22 protein-coding genes are annotated in these 26,320 nt (G+C 47.2%); 7 read left to right on the top strand and 15 right to left on the bottom strand.

Annotated elements, in window-relative coordinates; all coding sequences use genetic code 11:
* Positions 1-209 precede the first annotated feature (209 nt).
* The 11 genes from M1L52_RS09510 to M1L52_RS09460 all read right to left on the bottom strand — a co-directional run bounded on the left by M1L52_RS09510 (position 210) and on the right by M1L52_RS09460 (position 10,174).
* Positions 210-1,055, bottom strand: a complete 846-nt coding sequence (locus M1L52_RS09510; protein ID WP_248614737.1) for a hypothetical protein — start codon at positions 1,053-1,055, stop codon at positions 210-212.
* A gap of 62 nt (positions 1,056-1,117) precedes the next feature.
* A complete protein-coding gene (locus M1L52_RS09505; RefSeq protein WP_248614736.1) occupies positions 1,118-2,566 on the bottom strand; it encodes an MBOAT family O-acyltransferase in 1,449 nt (482 codons plus the stop codon).
* 3 nt (positions 2,567-2,569) lie between these two features.
* On the bottom strand, positions 2,570-3,685 hold the full coding sequence (locus tag M1L52_RS09500; RefSeq protein ID WP_248614735.1) for a DegT/DnrJ/EryC1/StrS family aminotransferase: 1,116 nt from the start codon (positions 3,683-3,685) through the stop codon (positions 2,570-2,572).
* Positions 3,673-4,608: a GNAT family N-acetyltransferase gene (locus M1L52_RS09495; protein WP_248614734.1), complete on the bottom strand. Its 936-nt coding sequence runs from the start codon at positions 4,606-4,608 to the stop codon at positions 3,673-3,675. Before M1L52_RS09495 ends, M1L52_RS09500 begins: the two co-directional genes overlap by 13 nt.
* Positions 4,596-5,000, bottom strand: a complete 405-nt coding sequence (locus M1L52_RS09490) for a sugar 3,4-ketoisomerase (RefSeq protein WP_248614733.1) — start codon at positions 4,998-5,000, stop codon at positions 4,596-4,598. Before M1L52_RS09490 ends, M1L52_RS09495 begins: the two co-directional genes overlap by 13 nt.
* Positions 4,997-6,187, bottom strand: a complete 1,191-nt coding sequence (purT, locus tag M1L52_RS09485; protein WP_248614732.1) for a formate-dependent phosphoribosylglycinamide formyltransferase — start codon at positions 6,185-6,187, stop codon at positions 4,997-4,999. The genes M1L52_RS09490 and purT overlap by 4 nt, the downstream gene beginning before the upstream one ends.
* Positions 6,184-6,471 (bottom strand): histidinol dehydrogenase, encoded by a 288-nt coding sequence (locus M1L52_RS09480; RefSeq protein ID WP_248614731.1) that lies wholly within the window; start codon positions 6,469-6,471, stop codon positions 6,184-6,186. The genes purT and M1L52_RS09480 overlap by 4 nt, the downstream gene beginning before the upstream one ends.
* Before the next feature lie 30 nt (positions 6,472-6,501).
* A complete protein-coding gene (rfbB, locus tag M1L52_RS09475; RefSeq protein ID WP_248614730.1) occupies positions 6,502-7,635 on the bottom strand; it encodes a dTDP-glucose 4,6-dehydratase in 1,134 nt (377 codons plus the stop codon).
* Between the two features lie 61 nt (positions 7,636-7,696).
* A complete protein-coding gene (locus M1L52_RS09470) occupies positions 7,697-8,188 on the bottom strand; it encodes a metallophosphoesterase family protein (RefSeq protein ID WP_248614729.1) in 492 nt (163 codons plus the stop codon).
* Complete coding sequence (locus M1L52_RS09465) at positions 8,185-8,829, bottom strand: AAA family ATPase (RefSeq protein ID WP_248614728.1); 645 nt, start codon at positions 8,827-8,829, stop codon at positions 8,185-8,187. Before M1L52_RS09465 ends, M1L52_RS09470 begins: the two co-directional genes overlap by 4 nt.
* Entirely contained in the window at positions 8,807-10,174 is a 1,368-nt protein-coding gene (locus tag M1L52_RS09460) for an MATE family efflux transporter (protein WP_248614727.1), read from the bottom strand. The genes M1L52_RS09465 and M1L52_RS09460 overlap by 23 nt, the downstream gene beginning before the upstream one ends.
* A 195-nt stretch (positions 10,175-10,369) precedes the next feature.
* Here M1L52_RS09460 and M1L52_RS09455 point away from each other — a divergent pair, with 195 nt between their 5' ends.
* From M1L52_RS09455 to M1L52_RS09440, 4 genes are all read left to right on the top strand, one after another.
* Positions 10,370-11,734: a S8 family serine peptidase gene (locus M1L52_RS09455; protein ID WP_248614726.1), complete on the top strand. Its 1,365-nt coding sequence runs from the start codon at positions 10,370-10,372 to the stop codon at positions 11,732-11,734.
* A 20-nt stretch (positions 11,735-11,754) separates the two neighbouring features.
* Entirely contained in the window at positions 11,755-13,065 is a 1,311-nt protein-coding gene (gene xseA / locus M1L52_RS09450; RefSeq protein ID WP_248614725.1) for an exodeoxyribonuclease VII large subunit, read from the top strand.
* Positions 13,062-13,244 carry an exodeoxyribonuclease VII small subunit gene (gene xseB / locus M1L52_RS09445; RefSeq protein ID WP_248614724.1) on the top strand — a complete coding sequence of 61 codons (183 nt, stop codon included), beginning with the start codon at positions 13,062-13,064 and terminating at the stop codon, positions 13,242-13,244. Before xseA ends, xseB begins: the two co-directional genes overlap by 4 nt.
* A 75-nt stretch (positions 13,245-13,319) precedes the next feature.
* Positions 13,320-14,336: a branched-chain amino acid aminotransferase gene (locus tag M1L52_RS09440; RefSeq protein WP_248614723.1), complete on the top strand. Its 1,017-nt coding sequence runs from the start codon at positions 13,320-13,322 to the stop codon at positions 14,334-14,336.
* A gap of 101 nt (positions 14,337-14,437) precedes the next feature.
* Here the strand turns inward: M1L52_RS09440 and M1L52_RS09435 are convergent, their stop codons facing one another.
* The 4 genes from M1L52_RS09435 to M1L52_RS09420 form a co-directional block, all read right to left on the bottom strand.
* Positions 14,438-15,247 carry a M15 family metallopeptidase gene (locus tag M1L52_RS09435; RefSeq protein ID WP_248614722.1) on the bottom strand — a complete coding sequence of 270 codons (810 nt, stop codon included), beginning with the start codon at positions 15,245-15,247 and terminating at the stop codon, positions 14,438-14,440.
* Between the two features lie 30 nt (positions 15,248-15,277).
* Positions 15,278-17,149 carry a clostripain-related cysteine peptidase gene (locus tag M1L52_RS09430; protein WP_248614721.1) on the bottom strand — a complete coding sequence of 624 codons (1,872 nt, stop codon included), beginning with the start codon at positions 17,147-17,149 and terminating at the stop codon, positions 15,278-15,280.
* A 17-nt stretch (positions 17,150-17,166) separates the two neighbouring features.
* Entirely contained in the window at positions 17,167-18,429 is a 1,263-nt protein-coding gene (locus M1L52_RS09425) for a DUF4421 family protein (protein ID WP_248614720.1), read from the bottom strand.
* A 461-nt stretch (positions 18,430-18,890) separates the two neighbouring features.
* Positions 18,891-19,451 (bottom strand): DUF805 domain-containing protein, encoded by a 561-nt coding sequence (locus M1L52_RS09420; protein ID WP_248614719.1) that lies wholly within the window; start codon positions 19,449-19,451, stop codon positions 18,891-18,893.
* 96 nt (positions 19,452-19,547) lie between these two features.
* On the opposite strand from M1L52_RS09420, the gene M1L52_RS09415 reads away from it, so the two are divergent.
* The 3 genes from M1L52_RS09415 (at position 19,548) to M1L52_RS09405 (ending at position 26,079) form a co-directional block, all read left to right on the top strand.
* On the top strand, positions 19,548-22,139 hold the full coding sequence (locus M1L52_RS09415) for an endonuclease MutS2 (protein ID WP_248614718.1): 2,592 nt from the start codon (positions 19,548-19,550) through the stop codon (positions 22,137-22,139).
* Between the two features lie 178 nt (positions 22,140-22,317).
* On the top strand, positions 22,318-24,051 hold the full coding sequence (gene ftcD / locus M1L52_RS09410) for a glutamate formimidoyltransferase (RefSeq protein ID WP_248614717.1): 1,734 nt from the start codon (positions 22,318-22,320) through the stop codon (positions 24,049-24,051).
* Positions 24,052-24,075: 24 nt separating this feature from the next.
* Complete coding sequence (locus M1L52_RS09405; protein WP_248614716.1) at positions 24,076-26,079, top strand: urocanate hydratase; 2,004 nt, start codon at positions 24,076-24,078, stop codon at positions 26,077-26,079.
* Positions 26,080-26,320 lie beyond the last annotated feature (241 nt).

Here is a 26,320-nt window from a genome sequence, read left to right as displayed (position 1 = left end):
GATCTGCAAGCCATTTAGCAGAATGATGCTGTGAGAGAAGTACTTCTTTAATATGTTCACCTATTTTTTCCATAACGGGTTTATTTGCATGCAAAGTTACAAACAAACGACCAACGGACAAAACCCGTTACATATAAGTATATGGACATAAAGCCCTTTATGTTGAACAAGGAGTAGAAAAAACGAACAAAAGGGTAAAAATAATAGTACTAATGTGATAATGAATCTATCGATTGCCTCAAAAGTTTAGAAAAGTTACTTGCTCCAATGTCCGTCAGATGATCTGTGTCATAGAAGTCAGAATCGCTGAAACGCTCATCACACGAGAAGTTAAAATGACATGCGCCATAAGCATTACAACAACTATCGACCATATGATTAACAAGACGCAGTTGACGAGGATTAGCCTTTTGGGTATAAGCAGACGAAACCGGTGTTTGTATAAAGAACAAATCAATGTTTTTTTTCTGACACCAATGAGCGATAGAGTCCATATAACAACGATTACGCATGGTATATTGCCAATTTACAAAACGATGTTCTCGCACATTTTCAGGAAGGAAGTTTCTTGGATCGCGACCTTCTGCCCTATAGTTTCTCCCCCACCCTAAACTATCACAGGTGATGCCTCCATCAGCAATGAAGGACTTTATTTTTTGAATAGCAGATGGTGTATTCGCCAACTCAAAGGCATATTCTGACAGCTGAGGATGGGCATCGTATCCCATATAAAGCTGGTAATAAGTCACTCTATACGGTTCCTCTTCTTCCATGGGCACATCAAAAAGATTAGAATTGTCTGCCACGACAACCACTCGCCTCAAGTTTGTACAAAGTGCTGAATATTTTTTCAACAGGAAGAAGTCATGTTCTAATCTCTGTGACACATTACACAAACTGAACGTGCTGTCTCCAATAATTGAAGGTCTTAACGCGAAATAGCCATGAGAGTTACCAAGAAGAAGTGTTGACACGCTATGGGCATTTGCTTTCATCCACTCATCCTTATATTTATATGTATTAGGAAGAGAACGCATAAACAGTTCAGCAGCCATCAATAGTATCAATGCCGGTATGACGAAGAGGCACAATCGGAAGAGGAACTTTCTCATAGGCTCTAAAACTGGAAATAGATGAATGTCTGCTCCTCACCCCTACAGAAGAATGTCAGGAAAAAGACAACGTAATATACAACCCATCTCGCCAGACTGTACCTGCCCCAGCGATATTTTTCAAGACATAGCGGACACGGCTCATGACGTTGTATCCACTCTAATGTTACAAGCAAAGCACAATAGAAAAGAGCCACTTTGCCCACAGCCAGAGAACCTATATTGAATTGAGCCAACGCGACAAACATACACGACAGATAGTCACAGGCTTCGGTTATGCTTACAGAACGGAACACTACCCAACCTAATGCTACAAGGATAAATGTCATCAATACTGAAGGAATATCACGCCAAGTGGCACAATTCTTCACATCTGTGCTCCGTGAAGACAGCAGAAGCCTGCTTACTACAAGAAACAACGCATTATATCCGCCCCATGCCACAAAAGTCCAGTTAGCGCCATGCCACAGACCGCTCAACAGGAAAACGACTATGATATTCACTGCGGTACGCCACTTTCCCACTCTGCTTCCACCAAGAGGAATATACACATAGTCACGCAGCCAAGTCATCAATGAGATGTGCCACCTTCGCCAAAACTCTCCCATAGAACGCGAAAAGTAAGGAAGGCAGAAGTTCTCCATAAGCCTTATGCCGAAGAGCTTTGCTGTACCGATGGCAATGTCAGAATAGCCAGAAAAGTCGCAATATATCTGGAACGTGAAAAGCACCATACCTACAAGAAGTGTGGCAGCGCCGGCATCTGTATAATCTGCCCATATAGCATTAACGGCAATGGCGCAATTGTCTGCTACAACCATCTTTTTGAAGAAGCCCCACAATATACGTTTTAATCCATCAACAGCATCTGAATATACGAAGACACGTTTCTGAAGCATCTGTGGCAGAAGGTTTGCTGCACGTTCAATAGGTCCTGCAACCAACTGCGGGAAAAAAGCGATGAATGCGAAGAAGGCTATCACATCGCGGGTGGCAGGTATCTTTTCACGATACACATCGAACGTATAGCTTAATGACTGGAAGGTATAGAAGCTGATGCCGACAGGCAATATGATGTTAAGCGTAGGAGCATCAAGCGAGCAGTCGACCAGTGAGAACAATGCCACTAAGTTTTCAGCAAAGAATCCGTAATACTTGAAGAAGCCCAATATACCTATGTTAAGGCATATATTGCCAAAGACTACCCAACGGCGAAACGCTCTTGATGAAAATGGCAGATGCTTAGAATCCTTTGTTAACAACAATCCACTGACATAGCTCGACGCAGATGTTATTATTATAAGGACGAGGAAACGCCAATTCCACCATCCATAGAACACGTAGCTTGCAAGCAGCACACAGAGGTTCTGCAATCGCAATTGTCTCTGCAAGAGCCAATAGAAAGAAAAAACTATTGGAAGAAAAAACAGGAATGCTATTGAGACAAACGACATGAGCTATGCGAAGTTATTAATCTGCTGTATGACATAGTCCACTTCGGAGTCACTCATAGCCTGATGGCATGGTATACTAAGTTCCTGAGAATGTATTATTTCAGTTATGGGATATGACTGCTCATTCCATTCGCTATAACAGGACTGTTTATGAGGAGGTATGGGATAGTGAATCACTGTACCTATGCCTTTATCAGCAAGATATTGTTGCAACCGATCACGTTGTTCGCAAAGAATAGGAAAGATATGCCAAACACTTTCAGTCTTTTCCGGAAGACGAATCAACGGATTAATGATGTTGTCAATATAACGAGTTGCTATCTCCTTGCGGCGAAGATTATCTTCATCAAGATATCTTAGTTTGACGCTTAATACTGCGGCCTGTAGCTCATCAATACGCGAGTTACGACCTACATAGTCAAAGACGTACTTGCGAGAAGATCCATAGTTTGCTATTGACCGTATTGTCGCAGCTAGATGGTCATCATCGGTAGTAACAGCACCAGCATCGCCCAATGCTCCAAGATTCTTGCCTGGATAGAAGCTATGGGCTGCCGCATCTCCTAGAGAACCCGTCTTTCTATACGGGGTAACCGCATAGCACATGGTGCCATGGGCTTGGGCGTTGTCCTCAATAAGTTTCAGAACGTGGCGACGACAGATTTCACTAATCTTTTCAGTATATGCACAACGTCCATAAAGATGGACAATCATTATAGCACGTGTGCGAGGCGTTATGTGCTGTTCGATGAGAGAGTCATCGATAAGGAACGTGTCAACACGAGGTTCCACGAGCACAGGAACGAGCCTATTCTCAGTTATCGAAAGGATTGATGCTATATATGTATTTGCCGGTACTATCACTTCGTCGCCCTCTCTCATGATGCCCTCCTCTATATAAGCACGCAGTATAAGGGTAAGTGCATCCAAGCCATTGGCAACTCCTATGCAATGACGGGTGCCAATATATTCGGCATAATCATGTTCGAAAGTCTCTGTAGCGTTACCTTTCAGATACCATCCTCCATCAACGACATGGTCGATGGCTTCATGGATTTCATCAGCATGCATAGCCGTGATTCTCTTCAATGGCAAATAGTCTACCTTCATATTGTCCATTCGTAAGTATCGTAACACAAGGTTCTCGCCCCGAAGCCCTCTTTCTGATAAATGAGGTTTTCATTGAGAATATCGCTATGAGCCTCGGTAGATTTTCCGAAGTCCATATACAAATGTTCAGGAAACGATGAGAGGATCTTATCAATGATAGCATTCACGACACCGAGTTGCTTACCCATTGGCGTTGCAGCAATATATTGTGTATGAACAACCTGTGGCGTTACATAGACAACACATCCCCCAAGAAGTTCTTCGTCCTTCCATGCTCCCACAAAAAGGATGTTTTTCGGAAATCTGCGGTTCAACAACAATATCTCGTCCAGAGAATGAACAGGTGACACATTATGGTTAACGCGCAAATTCTCTATTAATATAGGCCAGAACGAAGTATAATCATCAGAAAAATCGACTCGTACTCCGTTGTCTCTTGCCACTCGCAGTCCGTGTCTGCGATCCTTTTTCCATTTCAGCTGTTTGGATAGCACTACCGTAGAAGAGGCATCACGCTCCAACAGATGGTAGCGACATGTGAGGTGCATGGCATAAAGTGGTTCCTCAGCTGGAACGATGTGGTAGATCCACGGTATAGCCTTATATACCACACGCTGTATGGAATGTTCACGCAAGTAGCTATTCATCATTTTGAAAATCTCTATCACATGAACAGTTGTTGCGTCAGTTCCCATCACCAAGCCTCCATATGTGAGACCCTGATGTGTGTAGAGTGTATGCTCTTTCTCATTTGCAGGCAGCACTGCATAAAGAGAATCGTCACGATAGAACATCAGAGAGTGGTCGCTGAAACGGTCGGAATGATAGTCCATATAATTCCTATCAAACAGGAATGTACCATTCTTCGCTGTGGCAATGAAACTATTCCATTCCCCCTGTTGTTCTGCTGTATATCGTCTTACTTCGAGCATCCCACGTATCTTAGAAATTCGTCGTAGTCGTAAATATAGTCTTCCTCCTCGAAATGCTCCGATGCCAAGACGAGACAAACGGCACCACTCGAGAAATCATCGAGCGTACGCCATGTGTTTGTCTCTATGAGCAGTCCCTGCCACGGATGGTTCAGGAGCACCGTCTGTCGCTCATGTCCATCGTCAAGTGTAACTGTGAACGAACCACTAAGTGCTACCACTAGCTGATAAAGACGCTTATGTGCATGGCCTCCACGGCTCTCGCCAGCAGGAACATCATATACCCAATAGGCTCGCTTGATGTCAAACGGAACCTTATCCAAACCCTCGGCAACGGTTAAGTTGCCACGAGGGTCGGTGATTTTAGGAAGGTCAATCAGGGTTATCTTCATTTCTTCATATAAGGGTCAGTACCAAGCACTGTTGCAGCCAGTCGCTTTGCTTTGTCTCGCAGAACATTGACATCATCGTTCACGTCGCCATAACAAAGGGTGACTCCCATGCGACGACCACGGTGGGCATCGTGTTTTCCAAAAATACGAACACGTGTGCAAGGCTCTTTCAGTGCATCATCAAGATTATAGCTGAGAGGAGAATCTATAGAGCAATCCGATGGTGAGAGTATCACAGCAGAAGCTCCTGCATGCTCAAGGCGTATGTCAGCAATAGGCAGGCCCATGACAGCACGGAAATGCAGCTCAAACTCCGACAGGTTTGTTGTATGTCCAAGTGTCACCATACCCGTATCATGTGGACGTGGCGACAGTTCGCTGAAGATTACCTCTCCCTGCTTTGTAAGGAAGAACTCTACGCCCCAGATGCCTGCACCCGTAAGTGCCTTCGTCACTTTATCGGCCATTATCTGTGCCTGTTTCAGAGCCTCATCACTTATCTTATATGGCTGCCATGATTCACGGTAGTCACCACCCTTCTGTACATGTCCAATTGGTGGGCAGAACAATGTGGGCCAGCCATGCTGCTGTGTTACTGTGAGCAGAGTGAACTCTGAGTCGAAATCAATGAACTCCTCAATGATTACTTCTTTCACATCACCACGCGAGCCTTCCATTGCTTCACGGAAAGCCTGTTCCAGTTCATCATCGTTATGAACATAGCTCTGACCATGACCACTACTCGACATTAGTGGCTTCACCACGCAGGGGAAGCCTATCTCGTCAGCAGCTTTCTTAAACTCGTCGAAAGTCTTGGCATAGAAATACTTTGCCGTACGCAGCCCCAGTTCCTTTGAAGCAAGGTCGCGGATAGCACGACGATTCATAGTATAGTTCACGGCGCGAGCCGAAGGAACAACCTGTATGCCTTCTTCCTCGAACTTAAAGAGACGCTCTGTGCGAATGGCCTCAATCTCTGGCACGATGATATCAGGATGATGCTTCTTCACCACGGCTTCGAGTGCATCACCATCGAGCATAGAGAACACTTCGCGCTCGTCAGCCACCTGCATGGCAGGAGCGTTATCATAACGGTCACAAGCGACAACATACTGTCCTGCACATTTTGCCGCAATAACAAACTCTTTGCCCAGTTCGCCTGAGCCTAACAGTAATATTTTCTTCATAGCTTTTCTTCTATCATTTGCCACTCTGGGGTAACAGCAAGTTTACGAATGTTCTTATCAATCGCTTCGAGCGTTTGGTAAGAACTCTCGTTGCGTTTAGCCGAAATCTCATCAAGGGACAGACGAGGCTCGCCAAATAGTCCATAATAGCTAATTATCATCTGCTCATCCTCTGGATAGAGAAGAGCCAGCAGATGTTCTAACTGATGTTCCCGCTCGTGAGTTGCACCTTCATAGGCCACCTTTACGAGATAAGAATGAAAAGATTTACTTAACGCATCCACTAAAAAACAATGCTTTATTATCAACCGACTTTATCGATTCTGATACATGTTGTCGTAGTACTTCTGATAGTCGCCAGAGGTTACATTGTCGAGCCACTCCTGGTTATCGAGATACCAGCGGACGGTACGCTCAATGCCCTCCTCGAACTGGAGAGAAGGCTCCCATCCGAGTTCACGCTGCAACTTTGACGAGTCGATGGCATAGCGCAGATCATGACCTGCACGATCGGTGACATAGGTAATGAGATCCATGTCCTCGCCCTCCTTACGACCAAGGAGACGATCAACAGTCTTAATCACCACCTTGATAATATCGATATTCTTCCACTCGTTGAAACCACCAATATTATATGTATCGGCAATCTTTCCTTTATGAAAGATAAGGTCAATGGCACGAGCATGATCCTCAACGAAGAGCCAGTCGCGGACGTTCTCACCCTTTCCATATACTGGCAATGGCTTGCGATGACGTATATTATTAATAAAAAGAGGTATAAGCTTCTCAGGGAACTGGTAAGGACCATAGTTGTTTGAGCAGTTTGTTACTACAACAGGCATTCCATAGGTATCGTGGAAAGCACGCACGAAGTGGTCTGAAGAAGCCTTCGAAGCCGAATAAGGCGAATGAGGATTATATTTTGTTGTCTCAAGGAAGAACTTGTCACCATAAGCGAGATGGTGTTCAGCTGAAGAAGCTGTCGTGGTGAAAGGAGGCTCTATGCCTTCTGGGTGAGTAAGCTCAAGTGCTCCATACACCTCGTCGGTAGAGATATGATAGAAGCGTTTACCCTCATATTTCTCTGGCAGCGACTCCCAATAGAGCTTGGCAGCCTGAAGCAGAGAAAGTGTACCCATAACGTTGGTCTTTGCGAATGTAAAGGGATCCTTGATAGAACGGTCAACATGGCTCTCAGCAGCCAGATGGATAATACCATCAACCTTTTTGTCCTGCATGAGCTTGTAGAAAGCGTCGAAGTCACAGATGTCCATCTTCACAAACTCATAGTTGGGCTTGTTCTCGATGTCCTTCAGATTAGCGAGGTTTCCAGCATAGGTCAGTTTGTCGAGGTTAATGATGTGATACTCAGGATACTTGTTCACAAAAAGGCGCACTACATGACTTCCAATAAAGCCTGCACCACCAGTAATAACAATATTCTTCATAACTATTTGTTTTTATTTGATATTATTTTCATTATCTCCGTAATAAGAACTGCAAAAATAATCAGTCTCTTAATGTTATAACTTCACAATCAGCAAATTTATTGCCTTCAATTGTCAATCTTATTAATGTTCGTTCCTTATGCCACCCCTGCATGCCTGCAGCACCAGGGTTGATATGCAGCAGTCCGAGGGTTTTATCATATTGAACCTTAAGTATGTGGGAGTGCCCTGCGATGAACAGCTGTGGCGGACGAGCAAAGAGCGTTGAACGTACTGACGGATCATAGCGTCCAGGATAGCCACCAATATGTTTTATAAGCACATCAACATCCTCACATTTGAATCGGTTCAGTTCACGATACATCAGTCTAAGGTCACCACCGTCGCAGTTGCCACAGACAGCACGCAGAGGGCGGAAGGCAGCAAGTTTCTCTGCCACTTCTACTGAGCCGATATCTCCTGCATGCCAAATCTCATCACATGGTTCGAAGTAATGCAGGTACTTCTCGTCCCAGTAGCCATGCGTATCGCTGATGATTCCTATCTTTTTCAAAGCACATGATTATTTGATTTGACATTTAGTTTTGCTCTTACAAACTCAGCAATAAACTTCTCTGTCTCCACAAGTCCGAGTATGCTTGAGTCAACACACAAGTCATAGGATGTTGCATGTCCCCACTTCTTTCCCGTGTAGTAGTCATAATATGCAGCACGTTCGCTCTCCCCTTCTTCAATAATCCTCTGTGCCTCTTCCTTCGAAACGTTCTGCTTATCCATCACCTGACGTATTCGAAAATCTATAGAAGCAGTTACGAACACATTGACGACATTAGGGAAATCGCGCAACACATAGTCAGCACAACGCCCAAGGAACACACATGAGCCCTCGCTGGCAGCCTTGCGGATAGCATCACTCTGAAACTTAAATAGTCCTTCTTGTGAAAAATTGTTCTGATAGAAGTTCGCTCCATTATGTATTATGCTGAACGGCAACTGCAGGAATGAACGCAAGAAGCCCTTCTTCTCATCGTTCTGTTCGAAGAACTCTGCTGAGAATCCGCTCTCTTTTGCTGCAAGATTCAGCAGTTCGCGATCATAATATTTAGCATTGAAGTCCAATGCCAACATGCGTCCTATATCGTGTCCGCCAGAACCCAGTTGTCTGCCAATGTTAATTATTACCCGTTTGTCCATAAGACTTGAATTTTCTGATGTGCAACATAAATATGGGTATTGTGAAAGCAAAAGCGAGGAAGTCGCTCACAGGCATTGAATACCAAACGCCATCGAGTCCCCAGAAGAATGGGAACACGTAAGCCATAGGCAATAAAAGAATGAGCTGTCGCGTCAGCGAGAGAAATATGCTTATGCGCACCTTGCCAATACACTGGAAGTAGTTCGTTATCACAGCCTGCGAGCCAACAACAAAGAACACCAGCATATCAAGCATGATACCTCGTGCCGACATTTCAAGCAATGTAGGATCCGTGGTAAACATCCTTGCTATCTGTCGTGGAAAAAGCATTGACACAGCCCATCCTGCAAGCAGTATAGTCGTTGCCACTGCTATAGCCATCCAAACGCAACGCATCATCCTGTCAAATTTCTGAGCGCCATAGTTATAACCCACGATAGGCTGCATTCCCTGAGTGACACCCATCACGAACATGAAGAACACCATTACCATTGAGTTTGCAATGGAATATGCGCCCACAGCCATGTCACCACCATATCGAACAAACTGATTGTTCATGAAGATAACGATGACACAAGATGTTGTCTGCATAAGGAACGGCGAAATGCCTATTGATACGATATTCCTTACCAGAACGGATTTCAGCTTATATATACCTTTTTTCAGATGCAGCAGCTCATGCTTATTGCTAAACAGCCTCATCTGCCAGCAGAGAGCCAACGATTGTGACGTAACAGTAGCCAAAGCAGCTCCACGTATACCCCATCTGAACCACCAAACGAAGGCTATTACCAAGATTATATTACATGCCACTGTAAACAATGTTGCATACATTGCGTGTCGAGGCTTACCCGCTGCCCTCAGCACAGCATTCATGCCAAAATACATATGGGTAACGACGTTACCAGCAAGTATTATCTCCATAAACTCCCTAGCATAAGGCAGAGTGGCATCTGAAGCACCAAAAAAACGTAATATTGGGTCAAGAAAAATCAGGCTGACAGCCATGAAGGCGAGACCTATTATAAGATTAAGGGTAACGGTATTTCCCAACAGATGCTGCGCCGTGGCATAGTCACGCTGTCCGAGTTTCACAGATATGCATGTTGAAGCTCCTACTCCAACAGCTGCGCCAAAGGCAGCGCCAAGGTTCATAAACGGGAAAGTGATACCGAGACCAGCAATAGCCTCAGGCCCGACCACCTGACCTATGACAGAGCGGTCTATTATATTATATAAGCTCGAAGCCACCATTGCCACCATTGCAGGCAGAGCATATTGCCACAGCAATGCCCCTACTGGCTTCGATCCCAACTCAAGTGCAGCTTGTTTGTTATCGTTCATATTCATGCGCAAAGGTACATTTTTTTTCTGACACCACCAAAAGTAGCGCAAAAAACAAACAATTGACAATCAAAAACAGCAAAATTTGGTAGTTAAGAAAAAAAAACGTACCTTTGTCTTCCCTTAGTACAAAAATCTAAGATGACGTATCGCATATTATTCTTTATATTTGCTCTTCTGCTAACACCAATAACGATGGAAGGCAAGGTGAAATATCCAGGCCCGAAGTTGTTTGTTTACCGTTACTATCTCAATGACAAGAAAGGCGGTAAGCACACACTCGACCGTCCTGGAAAATATCTTTCGCAAAAGAGCATAGAAAGACGCAAAAGGCAAAAATTAAAGGTCGATTCTACCGATTTGCCAATACCCGAATCGCAACTGATGCGTTTCCGTGTAAAGGGTGCTCGTATACTTGGCGTAAGCAAATGGAACAACACCGTGCTCGTTGGTTCAGCCGACACAACGCTACTCAACCTGCTGGCACAATTGCCGAATGTGAGAGAAGCGCGTAAAGTATTCCAGTCACCTGACAGTATCAACGGTCCGCTATCACAACAGAAGAGGATTATACAAGATCATTTCAATCGTTGGGACTCCGTTCGCAACGATCCTCTCGGTGTATCACGTACACAGATAGAGATGCTTGGCGGCAACCGTCTCCACGAGATAGAGCTATACGGCAAAGGCATGACTATAGCTGTGCTCGACGGAGGCTTCCAGAATGTTGACAGGCTGGGATGCTTCTCACAGATGAAGTTAAAGGGTACACACAACTTCGTTTCTGTAGCGGAGGATTACGATGACGGTGATTTCTTTGGTGGCATAGACCATGGCACTAAAGTCCTCTCCGTTATGGCTGCCGTAGCACCTGAGGTTATCATGGGCACAGCACCTGATGCTGATTACTGGCTGCTGCGCTGTGAAGACCCTCTCACGGAGATGCCCATTGAAGAAGACTATTGGGCAATGGCTGCAGAGTTTGCAGACTCAGTAGGCGTTGACATCATAAATTCTTCACTTGGCTACAACGAGTTTGACAACAACGAAGGCAACTACCACCTGAGAGATCTCGACGGACACAAAGCCCTCATCTCCCACACTGCCTCGATGCTTTCCCATAAAGGAATAGTACTTTGCAACTCAGCAGGCAACTCAGGGATGGGACACTGGAAGAAGATCACAGCACCAGCCGATGCAGAAGATATCATCACCGTAGGTGCCGTGAACAGCGAGATGCGTAATGCACCTTTCGCAAGCGTTGGTCCCACGCAGGACGGACGTATCAAGCCCGACATAGTAGCAATGGGTAGCGGCACAGCACTTATCTCTGGCAGAGGCTCTCTTATTCGCGACATGGGCACATCGTTCTCAACGCCACTTATCAGCGGCCTTGTAGCATGTTTATGGCAAGGATTACCAAAGCTGTCTGCCATAGAGATTATTGATCTTGTAAGGCAATGCAGCTCACAAGCTGACGAGCCTGACAATATTCTGGGATACGGAATACCAGATTTCTGGCAGGCATACATGATTGGAAGGACCAAGGGAGAGGAATGAAAGCTGTTGAACGAGAAGCCATGAACGAAACTCTATCATTATTTGAGCTGAACTCGCTCGTACGTTTGACACTAGAGGCAGAACTGTCACACGAGTACTGGGTAGAGGCAGAACTTTCAGAAGTACGTGAGTCAAGAGGCCATTGTTATATGGAGCTTATCCAAAAGGAAGAGCTTTCTAACACCCCTATTGCACGTGCCTCGGCAAAGTGCTGGCGTTCGTCATGGACAATGATTCAGCCCCACTTTGAACGCATCACAGGACAAAGGCTATGCGCAGGAATGAAAGTACGTCTGAAAGTCTATGCACAGTTCCACGAAGCTTTCGGTTTTTCATGGATAATAACCGATATCGATCCTAACCACACACTTGGCGACATGGCGCGCCGACGTCAGGAGATAGTACTCAAGCTGAAACAAGAAGGCATCTTCGACATGCAACGCGACCTTCAGCTCCCCACTTTCTGTCTAAACATCGCTGTCATTTCCAGTGTCACTGCTGCTGGCTATGGTGACTTCTGCCAACAGCTCAGTGAAAGCGGCTTTGCTTTCCACACCACTCTTTTTCCAGCAATAATGCAAGGTGAACAAGTGGAACAGAGCATCATCAATGCGCTAAACCAGATATATGAAGCCCACTCCTTGGCAGTAGGAGAAGATTCGTCATTCGACTGTGTCGTAATAATCCGTGGTGGTGGAGGTACTGCCGACATGTCCGGATTCGACACTTTAGCACTTGCAGAAAACGTGGCACAGTTTCCCATGCCCATTATCACAGGCATAGGACATGACCGTGACGAGTGTGTACTCGACATGGTGTCACATCTGCGTGTAAAGACCCCCACGGCAGCAGCAGCTTTTCTCATAGAGCATGCACAAAGAGTGCTTGACCGTATTGAGCAATGCGAGCAAAGGATTAGTTACACAGCGGAGGCCAAGCTCTCAACTCTCAACTCCCAACTCTCAACTCTTGCCATTCGTATCCCTGCCTTATTCTCTTTGGTGAAGACACAACATGAAGCTCGTATGGAGCAGACAAGCCAAAGGCTTGCCAACAGCATCAGGCGTATCATAGATAAAGAGCAGAACCGAATAGCCCTGTTGACATCTCACATACCACCTATAACATCTCATAACATAGCATCTGCCAACCACCGTTTGGAGATGCTACAACAACGAGCGACATCACTCGACCCGCAGCTGATGCTCAAACGAGGCTACAGCATAACAACCCTAAACGGCAAAGCCATACACGATGCAGCTTTACTGAAACAAGGCGACGAGATAGAGACCCAATTTGAACAAGGAACAATAAAATCAACAGTAAAATGAAATACGAAGAAGCAATACAGAAACTGGAGGCCATCGTACAAAAGATGGAAGCTGGCGAATACGGCATTGATGAGCTTACTGAACAGCTAAAGACTGCGCAGGAACTTATCAAATTCTGCCGCGACAAACTGACTAATACCGATGCCGAAATCAAGAAGATACTGGATAAAAGCGAATAAACAGGCTAAAAATTTGCTTGTTTCGGCGAAATAGTCTATCTTTGCGGAAATGATTTATCATCCAACATCAAAAATATGAAGAACTTAGATTGGGGAAGCCTGTCTTTCGGATACATGAAGACAGACTACAATGTGCGGTGCTACTACCGCGATGGCAAGTGGGGCGAGATTGAAGTTTCGTCCGACGAGTATTTGAAACTTCACATGGCTGCAACCTGTCTGCACTATGGTCAGGAGGCTTTCGAAGGCCTTAAGGCATATCGCTGCAAGGACGGCAAAGTGCGTGTATTCCGTGTTAAGGACAATGCAGAGCGCCTTCAGTCAACATGCCGCGGAATTCTCATGCCGGAAGTACCGACAGAGCTGTTCGAGGAAATGGTAAAGAAGGTTGTACGCCTGAACCAGGAGTGGATTCCTACTTATGAGAGCGGAGCAACACTCTATATCCGTCCGCTGCTCATCGGCACCAGCGCACAGGTAGGCGTTCATCCATCAAAGGAATATTGCTTTCTCATCTTCGTCACACCAGTAGGTCCATATTTCAAGGGTGGTTTCTCTACCAACCCCTATGTAATCATTCGTGACTACGACCGTTCGGCACCTCTTGGCACAGGTAAGTATAAGGTGGGCGGCAACTATGCAGCTTCTCTTTTCGCCAACAACCTGGCTCACGAGAAAGGTTATGCCTGCGAGTTCTATCTCGATGCTAAAGAAAAGAAATACATGGACGAGTGTGGTGCTGCCAACTTCTTTGGCATTAAGAACAACACCTACATCACTCCGAAATCAACATCTATTCTGCCTTCTATTACAAACAAAAGCCTTATGCAGGTAGCTGAGGATCTCGGCATGAAGGTTGAGCGTCGTCAGATTCCTGAAGAAGAACTCGAGACATTCGAAGAGGCAGGTGCATGCGGTACAGCAGCCGTAATTTCACCTATCTCATATATTGATGACCTCGATACTGGCAAGCGCTATTCATTCGGTGAGAAGCCCGGTCCTATATCAAAGAAACTTTACGACACTCTCCGTGGCATTCAGTATGGAGAGATCGAGGATAAGCACGGTTGGACAACAGTTGTCATTGAATAAGTCTCAATAATTATTGAAATTCAACTTATAAACATATTTATATTTGCAATAAAGGGATGTATCCGACGATACATCCCTTTATTTTATTATTCACTCAGAGCCTATTCAGCTAAGCTGTTGCTCAGTTGTTTGACTGGGAAGGTGAAATAGGTATTGGGGAAGGGTTCGTCACGGAGTGTGAAGTGCCACCACTCTGTGTCGAAAGGCTTGAAACCGTGACGAAGCATTGCCTGACGCAGAATCATACGGTTCTTAAACTGCTCTGGGGTGATGCTACGTTTCGGATTGGCAGGACTCTTGCTGTTATCACCTGTATATTCTCCCGTCTCAGGATTACCACAGAAGTCGGGATGACTCTCGGGACCAAACCAGTCGAAAGTGCCACCCATGTCAAGTTCCTTTTCGGTTTTCATATCGAAGAGAGTCAGGTCAACAGTGCTACCCCGCGTATGACCACTTTTCAGACAGATGTATTCCTGAGGAAAGAGCACTTTCTTGTCAAGGTCGGGATAGAAGTATGGCTTCATAAGCGTGTCGCTGATGTCTTCTGCCCAGCGCACGAAGTGGTCAACGCCTTTCTGCGGACGATAAGCATCGTATATCTTCAGTCTATACCCCTGTGCTTTCACATCTTCGTTTACAGCCTTCAGACTGTCAGCAGCCTGGCGTGTGAGTAGCGCTGTCGGCTCCTCGTAGCCGTCAATGCGGGTTCCTACGAAGTTGTACGTGCCGTAATAGCGTATCTCCAGAATCACATCGGGCACGGCTTCGCTGAGGGTTACAAACTGACTGCTGTCGTCAGTCGGGCTGACCACAGGATTGTCGTCCTCACTGCCGCAGCAGGTTATCACACATGCGCCGCATATAATGATGAGAATGGCGGCGAGCACCCACAGTTTCCTTTGATTCATATTTTTGAGAATTTAATACTTGTTCTTTATTCACTTGAGCGGGCCACCGCCGTCGCTTGTGGGATTGCCCCAAAGCAGTTGCTGGTTGGTGCGCAGCCAGTTGCCCCATCCCGTCAGTTTGTGGAAGGTGGTCTGCTCGTAGCCTTGGTCGAAATTGCACAGATGATTAGGAACAAAATAATCAACAAGAGGCAATTTGGCGGCATCTGCCGTGTAGAATTTGTTGTTGGTCAGGCAGATGCTCAGTGTGTAGTGGTCCAGATGCTGTTCGTTCGTGTTGACGTCGGCATAGTGGACGAAGGCTTCGCTGAAGGCTTTGTCCAGATCGGCAGAGATGGCAGCCATTTCTGTGTCGCCAGTCTCTTTTGCCAACCAATGTGCATAGTCTGCCAGATCGACAAAGGGATTCACGTAGGTTAACAGGTGACGCTGCTCGGGGGACACGTTATTTAGAATGAGGGTATGGAACCGATACACCTCCTTGGTGGCTTTGTCGATGGCTTCCCTTTGCGTGGGGTAGAGAGCGACGAGTCTGTCGGCGAGGCGCTTGGTGGCACTGATGATGGCATCGAGCTTGGCAGTACGGATGAGCTTGTAGTCGCCATTTCTCCAGGACTCCACTATTTGCCCATTTTCCTGCTCTTCAGACTCATGATATGAATTTTCCCATTTCGGATGCACGCGCTCAAACATCTGTGCGATGGCATCCTCGGTATTCCCCTTCTCCAGCAGTCCTCGGACGTATTCCGTGAGCAGTTCGCCCTCGCTCACAAGCAGGTGAGCCGAGGCCACGATGTAGTCGGACAGGCCGCGCAGCTCGGTCAGCGTCTCCATGTTGCCCATCAGGCAGTTGTGGAAGAAAATTGTGTTCAGCCGGTTCAAGCCTGCGGAACGGATGGCGGCACTCAGTTCATACATATCCAGTTCTTCACCCTTATTCCACTCATCGCCGATGACCCCTCGGGTAGCAGGTGCAGCGGCGGGGTCTTCGTATTTGCCGGGGACATCGGCCATGGGGCTTAGTCCGCTGCCATGTCCCCAGATGCTGAACACATACTGCTCGGCAGGACACACCAGACTGCTGATCTGGATGAACGCGCTGACGGTCGTGGGGTCGCACAGTTTCAGTTCCTGGGCCTTCTTTTCATACCCCAGCGCCCGAAGTCCTCCGTTACGAATATTCTCCAGTTTAGTCGTGTCGTTCAGATCGAACCATACGATGTCACCCGGGTCGGCATACTTACCTGTAAAGTCTTTGCCATCCTCGGACTTTTCCTTGCCATATTTGTAGAAGCAGACCACACGGACGTTGTTGTGATCCGTGAGCAGCGGCTGTATCTTCTCCCAGAAGCCATACTCAATAATCTTATCCATGGTGCCTCCCGCATTGCCATAGACAAAGACGGTGTAGCGGGCGGGTTGCGGTACATTGACCAGGTTGTCCTTGCGGCTCCACGCATCAAAGTCCTTAGCCTTCGCTTCGTCCATCTTCTGCATGGCCAGTTGGTGGTCACCCTCCGTCAAGGTCAGCTTGCCGTCGCTCACGGTATATCTGGCGGTGGTCTTGGTGTTCCTCTCCGCGATGTCCATCGTCAGCACGCCCTCCCTGGCTGTATAGGTGAACGAATAGCGCTCACGGCCCACGGCATCGTCGTTGTTGAGGTAATAGATGTTGGTGACGCCTGTGCCGTCGGCCTTCAGTTCCGTCTGCTGCCATGCCTTGCCGTATGTCCAGGCGGCGTATGTAGCCCCCGATACGTCGGAATACCATTGGCCTACGAGTTGGCTGTTCGCTCCTGATTTAGGAGAAGAATTGTCATCGTTGTCCGACGAACACGATGTGAATACGCTTGCGCCGCTGATGAGGGTGGCGGCGAGCACCCATTGCATGATTCTTTTCATTGTCTTTATTACATTGGTTAAAACTTCATTTGAAAATCTGCCCTCACGCCCCAGTTGAAGAAGCGCCCTTTCATGCGGTTCTTCTGCATGGCATACTCATCGCCCAGTTTGTTCTGGTTCTCATTCCGTAAGCCTGTGTTGAAGCGGAAGTTGTCGTAGTGGACTTTGACGACGAAACTGAAGCGGTCGATGCTCAGTGCCATGCCCGTCGTGGCAGTGTAGTTGAGTTCCGGATGTGACTTGCGAGTGCGATGGTCGGTTTCATAGCCGAACCATTCCACGAGGTTTTTGTCGTAATAGATGGTGAGCGGATTGAACATGGTGATCATCGGCATGAAGGTGGCGTTGAAAGTGAGGTTGCGGAGACCGCGCAGGAGTGGACCGCTTTCGTCACGGTTCAGGAGTACGAGGTTGTAACTGTAGCCTCCGCCTACGGACAACTGTTGGGTGGTAAACCGTGTGATGCCGCCGACGTAGATGGGGAAAATGGATTCCCTGGAGTCGAACTTCACCTGCCCATAGAGGTACTTCATTCCCAGCATCCACGAGCCGGCAGAACGTCGCTGCACGACACTGCCGCCATATACGGCTGTATAGGCGAAGCGGCGGCGGTTGAAGGCATAGTAGCCGTCGAGTTGTATCTCGCGCATGTCGGCAGGATAGTCCGACTCCATGTAAGTGTCGTCCTCCATGGAGTCGTTTTCGTAGTTCTCACCATGATAGTCCACTGTGGAATGCACGTCAGATGACACCTTCTCCTTGATATTGTTATATTGGGCTGTAAGCCCGTAGTATGAGTTGATGCAGCTGAGGTACAAGGAGGTGCTCTTCTCGGCGCTCTTGCGCCCTACGCTCATGCCCAGTCCGGCACGGATGCCTGAATAGGTGATATAGCCTCCTATCTTGTAATGGAGGCGCTCTTGCATACGCAAGTCGGTCTGTGTTCTGTTGGCAAGCCCCCAGTCGGTATCCAACTCCGAATAGTCGTTGATGCGCACACCGGTCTGCTGCACTCTGCCCCTCAGGGTGATGATGAACTTGGTCGGTGGCTTTCGCACATAGCGGTCGTCGAGGTAGCGTGGGGGGCGGTTAAACCTGTCGAGCACCTGCTTGATGACCCCTGACATCTTCCCGTCCGCTTCCACGCTGTCGGCGGTTTCCTTGGCAGTGGCCGCCGGCTGTATGCACAGCAGCATACATACCGCGAGCAAAGCCTTCCGGCGGGTTCTGTTCGAACCTTTCGGGATAGACAGGGAATGGTGTTTAGAATAGAATGTCATAACTGATACAATCCAACAAACATTGTGGAAGTTTTGAACGACCAAAAACAAAGCGTCAGTAACGCCTTTCAATATGAAGTGCTCCATCTCGTAGCTCAACACGTCACTATGTGCTTCATAGCCTCAACAGGCAGATGCATTTGCAAAATTACAAAAAATATTTTTACTATTTAAAGTTTTAAAAGAAAAAATGGAAAAAAATAGTTTAAAAGGTAATATTACTGTTTTCACACAGGTTGATTTTAGCATTAACAATTTACCGCCTTTTAGTAGAATTATTGAACAGCGATAGTTGGGGAACAGCTCCAAAACTCGCGCGAAATTCAGGAAAAATATTTTTGGCGGAAATATGCGAAATATGGAGAGATTATAGAAGTAATGTCGTAATTGAATAGTATGACATAAATAAAGACTGCTCGACTTTGAAAGCCGAGCAGTCTTTATTTATGTATTTATTTATATTACATTACCTCCTCAAAATCGCCTGCGACAGATTCTTCCATTATATATTTAGGTGATTTACCATATTTATTTGGCTCTTTTGTTCCATCCATACAGCAGAAGATTACCACAACAAGGCAAGAAATCATCCATAGTATTGTCAATGTTCCCACTACGGCAAACACATCCATATACTGTTCCAAGAGCTTTTCACCAGCGCTACTACTTTTCTGTGCTACCTCCTGAAGAATTTCGTTGTATCCTGAATATGGAATATACAAAGTTGTCAATATACCCAATCCATAGCTAACATAAACGAACCATGCACTTTTTCCAGTATCCTGCAAGCGGCGAGCCGTCACACTTAAGCCAAGAAACATCACTGCAGTAGAAGTTAACATGTTTGCCCAAACATTAGATTTCAACAATTGGCTCATAACGATGTTAAGAATCAAGACAATGAGCATCCACCACCAGAATTCAGAACGACGGCTTCTGCCATTAAAATCCAATAATCTCTTTGAAGCCTTTTCTACTGCTTCACTAAACCCTAAAGTGGGAATCATTTTGTAATTTGCCATAGTTTTGTGTTATTAAAGTTTGCTTACAAGGTGCAAATATAAACAAAAATATGTAACAAAGCACACAAATTCGTTTTTTTTTCTTACTTTTGCAACATGATTTACCCTAACAACTACGAACATAAGATTGGATTTGGCGAGATTCGCTCACTGCTGAAGGCACGCTGTCTCAGCACGCTGGGCAGCGAGAAAGTCGATGAGATGACTCTCTCCACTGATGCTGATGAGATAAGAGAATGGCTGCAACAGGTAACAGAGTTCCGCCTACTGAAGAACACAACCGACGATTTTCCACTTGAATATTTCTTCGATGTACGCGAATCAGTGACTCGCATACGCCTTGTTGGCACCCACTTCGAAGAGAATGAGCTGTTCGATCTGCGTCGTTCTCTCGACACCATACAGAAGATGGTGACTTATCTGAAGCGAGACGATGAAGAAGAGGCACCCGCCTACCCTGCCCTCTCACGGCTGACAGATGGCGTACAGACTTTTCCCGCCATCATACGCCGCATAGACTCAATCATTGATAAGTTCGGACGAATAAAAGACGGTGCCACGATGACACTCGCCAGCATACGTCATGAACTGCAGAAGACAGAAGGTAGCATCTCGCGAACACTTTATACCATTCTTCACGCCGCACAACGCGACGGACTCGTAGATAAGGATGCAGCTCCTACAATGCGCGACGGACGACTTATGATACCTGTATCACCAAGCGTAAAACGCCGTATCAACGGAATAGTACACGATGAAAGTGCCACAGGAAAGACAGTGTTCATTGAACCTACTGAGGTTGTTGAAGCCAATAACCGTGTACGTGAGCTTGAGGCAGAAGAGCGTCGCGAGATTGTCCGCATACTCACCGTGTTCAGTGATGAGGTTCGGCCTTACGTAAAAGAAATCCTCGAATCATATCAGTTCATGGCACGCATAGACCTCATACATGCCAAAGCAGAACTGGCAGAAACGATAAAAGCCATTGAACCAAAAGTGGAGAGTCATCCGCACGTAGACTGGATTAACGCCATTCACCCACTGCTTATGCTCTCTTTAGAGAAGCAAGGAAGGAAAGTAGTGCCACTAGAGATAATGCTAAAGGATATCCCCACACCTTCAAGTGAAAGGCAAAGAGAAGGGTCAATCCTCATTATCTCCGGTCCCAATGCCGGTGGTAAGTCTGTCTGTCTGAAGACCGTCGGTCTGCTGCAATACATGTTACAATGCGGCCTCTCTGTTCCCATGAGCGAGCGCTCCACATGCGGAGTATTCCATAACATCATGATTGACATAGGCGACGAGCAGAGCATAGAAGACGACCTCTCAACATATTCATCACATCTGATGAACATGAAGATGATGATGCGTTACTGCGACAACCACACTTTACTTCTCATCGACGAGTTCGGTGGTGGTACTGAGCCTACCATCGGCGGCGCCATTGCCGAGGCTGTGCTGAAGCAGTTCTGGAAGAAGAAAGCATTCGGCGTCATCACAACCCACTATCAAAACTTGAAGCACTTTGCCGATGATCACGAAGGTGTTGTCAACGGTGCCATGCTCTATGACCGTCATGAGATGAAAGCGCTGTTCCAACTCTCCATCGGTCAGCCTGGCTCCAGCTTTGCCATCGAGATTGCACGCAAAACAGGTCTTCCTGAAGAAGTCATCAGCGATGCATCAGACATTGTTGGTCGTGACTATATACAGAGCGACAAGTATCTGCAAGACATAGTGCGCGACAAACGCTATTGGGAAGGTAAGCGTCAGACCATTCATCAACACGAAAAGAACCTCGAAGCAAAGGGAGAGAGACTGGAGGCAGACATTGAGGAGATAGAACAGGAGCGAAAGAAGATTCTTCGCCGTGCCAAGGAGCAGGCAGAAGAACTGCTTCGCGAAAGCAACCGTAAGATAGAGAACGCCATCCGCGAGATTCGTGAGCAGCAGGCGGAGAAAGAAGCTGCTAAGCGTATTCGCGAAGAGCTCGAAGCATTCAAACAGGAAGTCAGCGACATTGACACGAAAGCCAATGACGAAATGATTGAACGCAAGATGCGGCAGATACAGGAGCGAAAGAAGAGGAAGGAAGAGAAAAGAAAAGCCAATACTCAACAGCTCCCCAAGGGAGGAGAAGCTAGTCAGTCACAAGCACAGGAGTCCCCAAAACCATCCTCGCCTCAAGAGCAGTTAAAGGTTGGTAGTACTGTCCGTATAAAAGGTCTCACGTCCGTTGGAGAGATAGAGAATATCGACGGAAATATGGCAACTATAATCTTCGGTGGAATGCGCACGAAGATGCGCATCGATCGTTTGGAGTCGGCGAAGGCACCTAAAAAAGAAGAGACAACCACCAAAGATCAACGCCACACGGAGATTATGGGAAGCTACGGACAGGTGTCGAGCAGCACGCGTGCTGCCATCGACTCACGCAAGTTAAACTTCCGTCAAGACATTGACGTACGTGGCATGCGCGGCGACGAAGCCATCAACGCTATCACCTATTTCATTGACGATGCCATCTTGGTTGGCATGAGCCGTGTGCGCATTCTCCACGGCACTGGTTCAGGAATCCTTCGACAACTCATACGCCAATACCTCGCCACAATACCCAACGTAACTCATTTCCGTGATGAGCACGTTCAGTTCGGCGGAGCAGGTATTACAGTTGTAGATATTGGATAACCTGCTTTATACTTCACTCTGAGAGATGTTTAACTTTACTCGAAGAGAAGTTTAACTTTGCTCGAAGAGAAGTTTAACTTTACTCGAAGAGATGTTTAACTTTGCTCAGAGAGATGTTTAACTTTGCTCATAGAGAAGTGATTATTTGAATTCAGCAATACTAAGACCTAATATTATTATGACTAACGAAAAACAAATTATTGAGTGCGTGCCCAACTTCAGCGAAGGGCGCGACATGAGTATCATCAAGCAAATAACGAATGCCATTGAAAGCGTTGATGGGGTTCGTATGCTGGACATAGACCCTGGCGAAGCCACCAATCGCACGGTAGTGACATTCGTTGGGGCCCCGGAAGCTGTGGTAGAGGCCGCCTTTCGCGGAGCGAAGAAAGCAGGTGAGCTCATCGACATGCGCAAGCATCACGGAGCTCATCCACGCATGGGTGCCACCGATGTACTACCACTCATTCCCGTTGCAGGCATCACCCTTGAGGAGTGCGCTGTGCTCGCCCGCAAACTGGCAGAGCGCATGGCTCACGAGGCAGGCATACCCTGCTATGCCTACGAGGCAGCAGCACTAAAGCCCGAGCGCAAGAACCTTGCCGTATGCCGTGCAGGAGAGTACGAAGCTCTACTAGAGAAGCTTACCGACCCAGAGAAACAGCCAGACTTCATGCCTATAGGTGAGAATGGAGAATTGAGAATTGAGAATTCGCAATTGCCAGAGTCTCTGCTTAGAACCGGCTGCACCGCTGTTGGCGCACGCGACTTCCTTATCGCCGTGAACTGGAATCTTAACACTACTTCTACACGACGCGCTAACGCAATTGCTTTCGATGTACGCGAAAAAGGTCGCCCAAAACGTGAGGGCAACCCAATAACAGGAAAGCCTGTCGTTGACGAAAGCGGAAAGCCAGTGATGATTCCCGGTACACTGAAATGCACCAAAGCCATCGGTTGGTACATCGATGAATATGGCATTGCACAGGTATCAATGAACATGACAAACATCAACGTGACACCTCTTCATGTGGCATTCGACGAGGTGTGCCGCTGCGCGCAGAACCGTGGCATACGTGTCACAGGTACTGAGATTGTTGGTTTGGTGCCAAAACGTGCACTTATTGATGCAGGCAAGTACTTTCTTGAGAAGCAGCACCGTTCCGTGGGCATACCCGAAGACGACATCATTAAGATAGCCATCAAGTCCATGGGACTCGACGACCTGAAGCCGTTCAATCCGAAAGAGAAGGTCATTGAGTTCATGATGGAAGATAGTAAAGAAAAAGGCCTAAACTCTCTTACTGTCAAGGCTTTTGCCGAAGAGACATCACGCGAAAGTCCGGCCCCTGGCGGTGGCACCATTGCCGCCTACATGGGAGCGCTTGGCGCAGCTCTTGGCACTATGGTGGCAAACCTGTCGTCACATAAGGTCGGATGGGATGATCGTTGGCATGAGTTCAGCCTATGGGCAGAAAAGGGACAGGTTCTTATGAACGAGCTTCTCGCGCTGGTGGAAGAGGACACCGTTGCCTTCAACCACATCATGGAGGCTTTCGGCATGCCGAAGAAGACCGAAGAGGAGAAAGTTGCACGTTCCAAAGCTATTCAAGAGGCAACGCTCTATGCTGCACAAGTGCCTCTCCACACCATGGAAGCCAGCTTCAGGACATTTGACATATGCCGTGCCATGGCACAAGAGGGCAACCCAGCAAGTGTCAGCGATGCCGGCGTGGGAGCATTGGCTGCACGTGCCGCTGTTATTGGCGCTGGTCTTAACGTGAAGATCAACGCCGGTTCACTGAAAGACCGCACGACTGCCGATGAGCTCATATCCAAGGCTAACGACCTTATAAAAAAAGCCAATGCCGCCGAACAGGAGATTATCAAAATCGTGGAATCCAAACTATAACACAATCTAAAGCCTCAAATCACTATGACATTCCAAGAAGAACTACAGTTAGGCATTCCAAAGGTATTGCCGGAAATGCCGCCATATGACACGAGTATCAACCACGCCCCAAAACGCAAAGACATTCTCTCACCAGAAGAGAAACGTTTGGCACTTCGCAATGCATTGCGTTACTTCCCACAACACCTTCATGCACAACTCGCACCAGAGTTCGCTGAGGAACTGAAGAAATACGGACGCATCTACATGTACCGTCTGCGCCCCACCTACCCTATGTATGCGCGTTCAATAGATGAATATCCTCACAAGAGCCAGCAGGCTGCTGCAATAATGATGATGATCCAGAACAATCTGGACCCGCGCGTGGCACAGCATCCTCATGAGCTGATAACCTACGGAGGTAACGGTGCGGTGTTCCAGAACTGGGCACAATATCGGTTGGTGATGAAATATCTGTCGGAGATTACCGATGAGCAGACGCTCGTCATGTACTCCGGTCATCCACTCGGACTATTTCCCTCACACAAGGAGGCACCACGCGTGGTGGTCACCAATGGCATGGTGATACCGAACTATTCAAAGCCCGATGACTGGGAACGCGACAATGCTCTTGGCGTCAGCCAGTATGGTCAGATGACAGCCGGATCATACATGTACATCGGTCCGCAAGGCATTGTCCACGGCACTACAATAACAGTCCTTAATGCAGCACGTCGTGTATTTAGCTGTGATACAGCCACGAAAAAGATTCCACTCTTCGTCACAGCAGGTCTTGGTGGCATGAGCGGTGCCCAGCCAAAAGCTGGCAACATCGCGGGTGTGGTAAGCGTAACAGCAGAGATTAACCCAAAGGCAGCCCGAAAGCGTTTTGAACAGGGATGGGTGGACGAACTGCATGAAAGTCTTGATGAACTGATACCCGCCATAAAGAAAGCAGTTGTAGAGAAAAAGGTCGTGTCCATGGCATACGTCGGCAATGTTGTTGACCTATGGGAGCGTCTGGCCAACGAAGACATACATGTTGACCTCGGAAGCGACCAGACATCACTTCACAACCCATGGGCTGGTGGCTACTATCCAGTTGGCTATACACTTGAAGAGTCACAAAAGATGATGGCAGAAGAGCCTGAACGTTTCAAGGAAGCAGTCAGGGCATCACTGCGCCGACAGGTGGCAGCCATAAACCGCTTGGCAGACCGCGGTATGTACTTCTTTGATTACGGCAACGCCTTTCTCTTGGAGGCAAGCCGCGCTGGAGCTGATGTGATGGGACAAGGGAAGAAGTTCCGTTATCCGAGCTACGTGCAGGATATCATGGGTCCACTGTTCTTCGACTACGGCTTCGGTCCGTTCCGTTGGGTATGCTCATCTGGCAATCCAAAGGATCTGGAGACAACAGACCGCTTGGCGGCAGAGGTGCTTGAAGAGATGAGCCACCATGTCACCGATGACATCAAAGGCCAGCTCCTCGACAACCTGCACTGGATTCGCGAAGCAGGAAAGAACAATCTCGTGGTTGGCTCACAGGCACGCATACTCTATGCCGATGCCGAAGGACGTACGAAGATTGCATTGGCATTCAACGATGCCATACGCCGCGGAGAGATAAGCCGCCCAGTAGTCCTTGGTCGCGACCATCACGACGTCAGCGGCACCGACTCACCTTTCCGCGAGACATCAAATATCTACGACGGATCACAGTTCTGTGCCGACATGGCAGTACAGAATGTCATTGGCGACTCGTTCCGCGGAGCTACATGGGTAAGCATCCACAATGGAGGCGGTGTTGGTTGGGGCGAAGTTATCAACGGAGGCTTCGGAATGGTCATCGATGGCAGCGAAGAGGCTGAGCGCCGAATAAAGAGCATGCTCTTCTGGGACGTAAACAATGGTATAGCGCGCCGTTCATGGGCACGCAACAAAGGCTCAATGGATGCCATACGCCGAGAGATGGAGCGCACACCCGGGCTAAAGGTCACCATGCCCAACCTCGTGGATGATGACATACTTACAGGCATCACCTTGTAATAGTACTATATTGTTGTTCTTGTTGTTTATATTGTTTTCAAAAACCACTTAATCAAGCTATTTTTATTTAAGACAATATAAACAACAAGAACAACACACAAAAAAAATGTAATCTGTTTTGCTGTTTTCGTTTTTTATATTACCTTTGCACGCTGAAAACAACAACTAATTAAAAAATAAGAATTATGGACGATTACCCGGCGGAAACTAATAAACGTTAGGCCAGGGGAAAAGTGGCAAG

The sequence above is a fragment of the Prevotella sp. E13-27 genome, assembly GCF_023217965.1.
Taxonomy (GTDB): Bacteria; Bacteroidota; Bacteroidia; order Bacteroidales; family Bacteroidaceae; genus Prevotella.
Note: the sequence above shows the minus strand (reverse complement) of the source record. Positions and strands in the feature narration are given on the sequence as shown.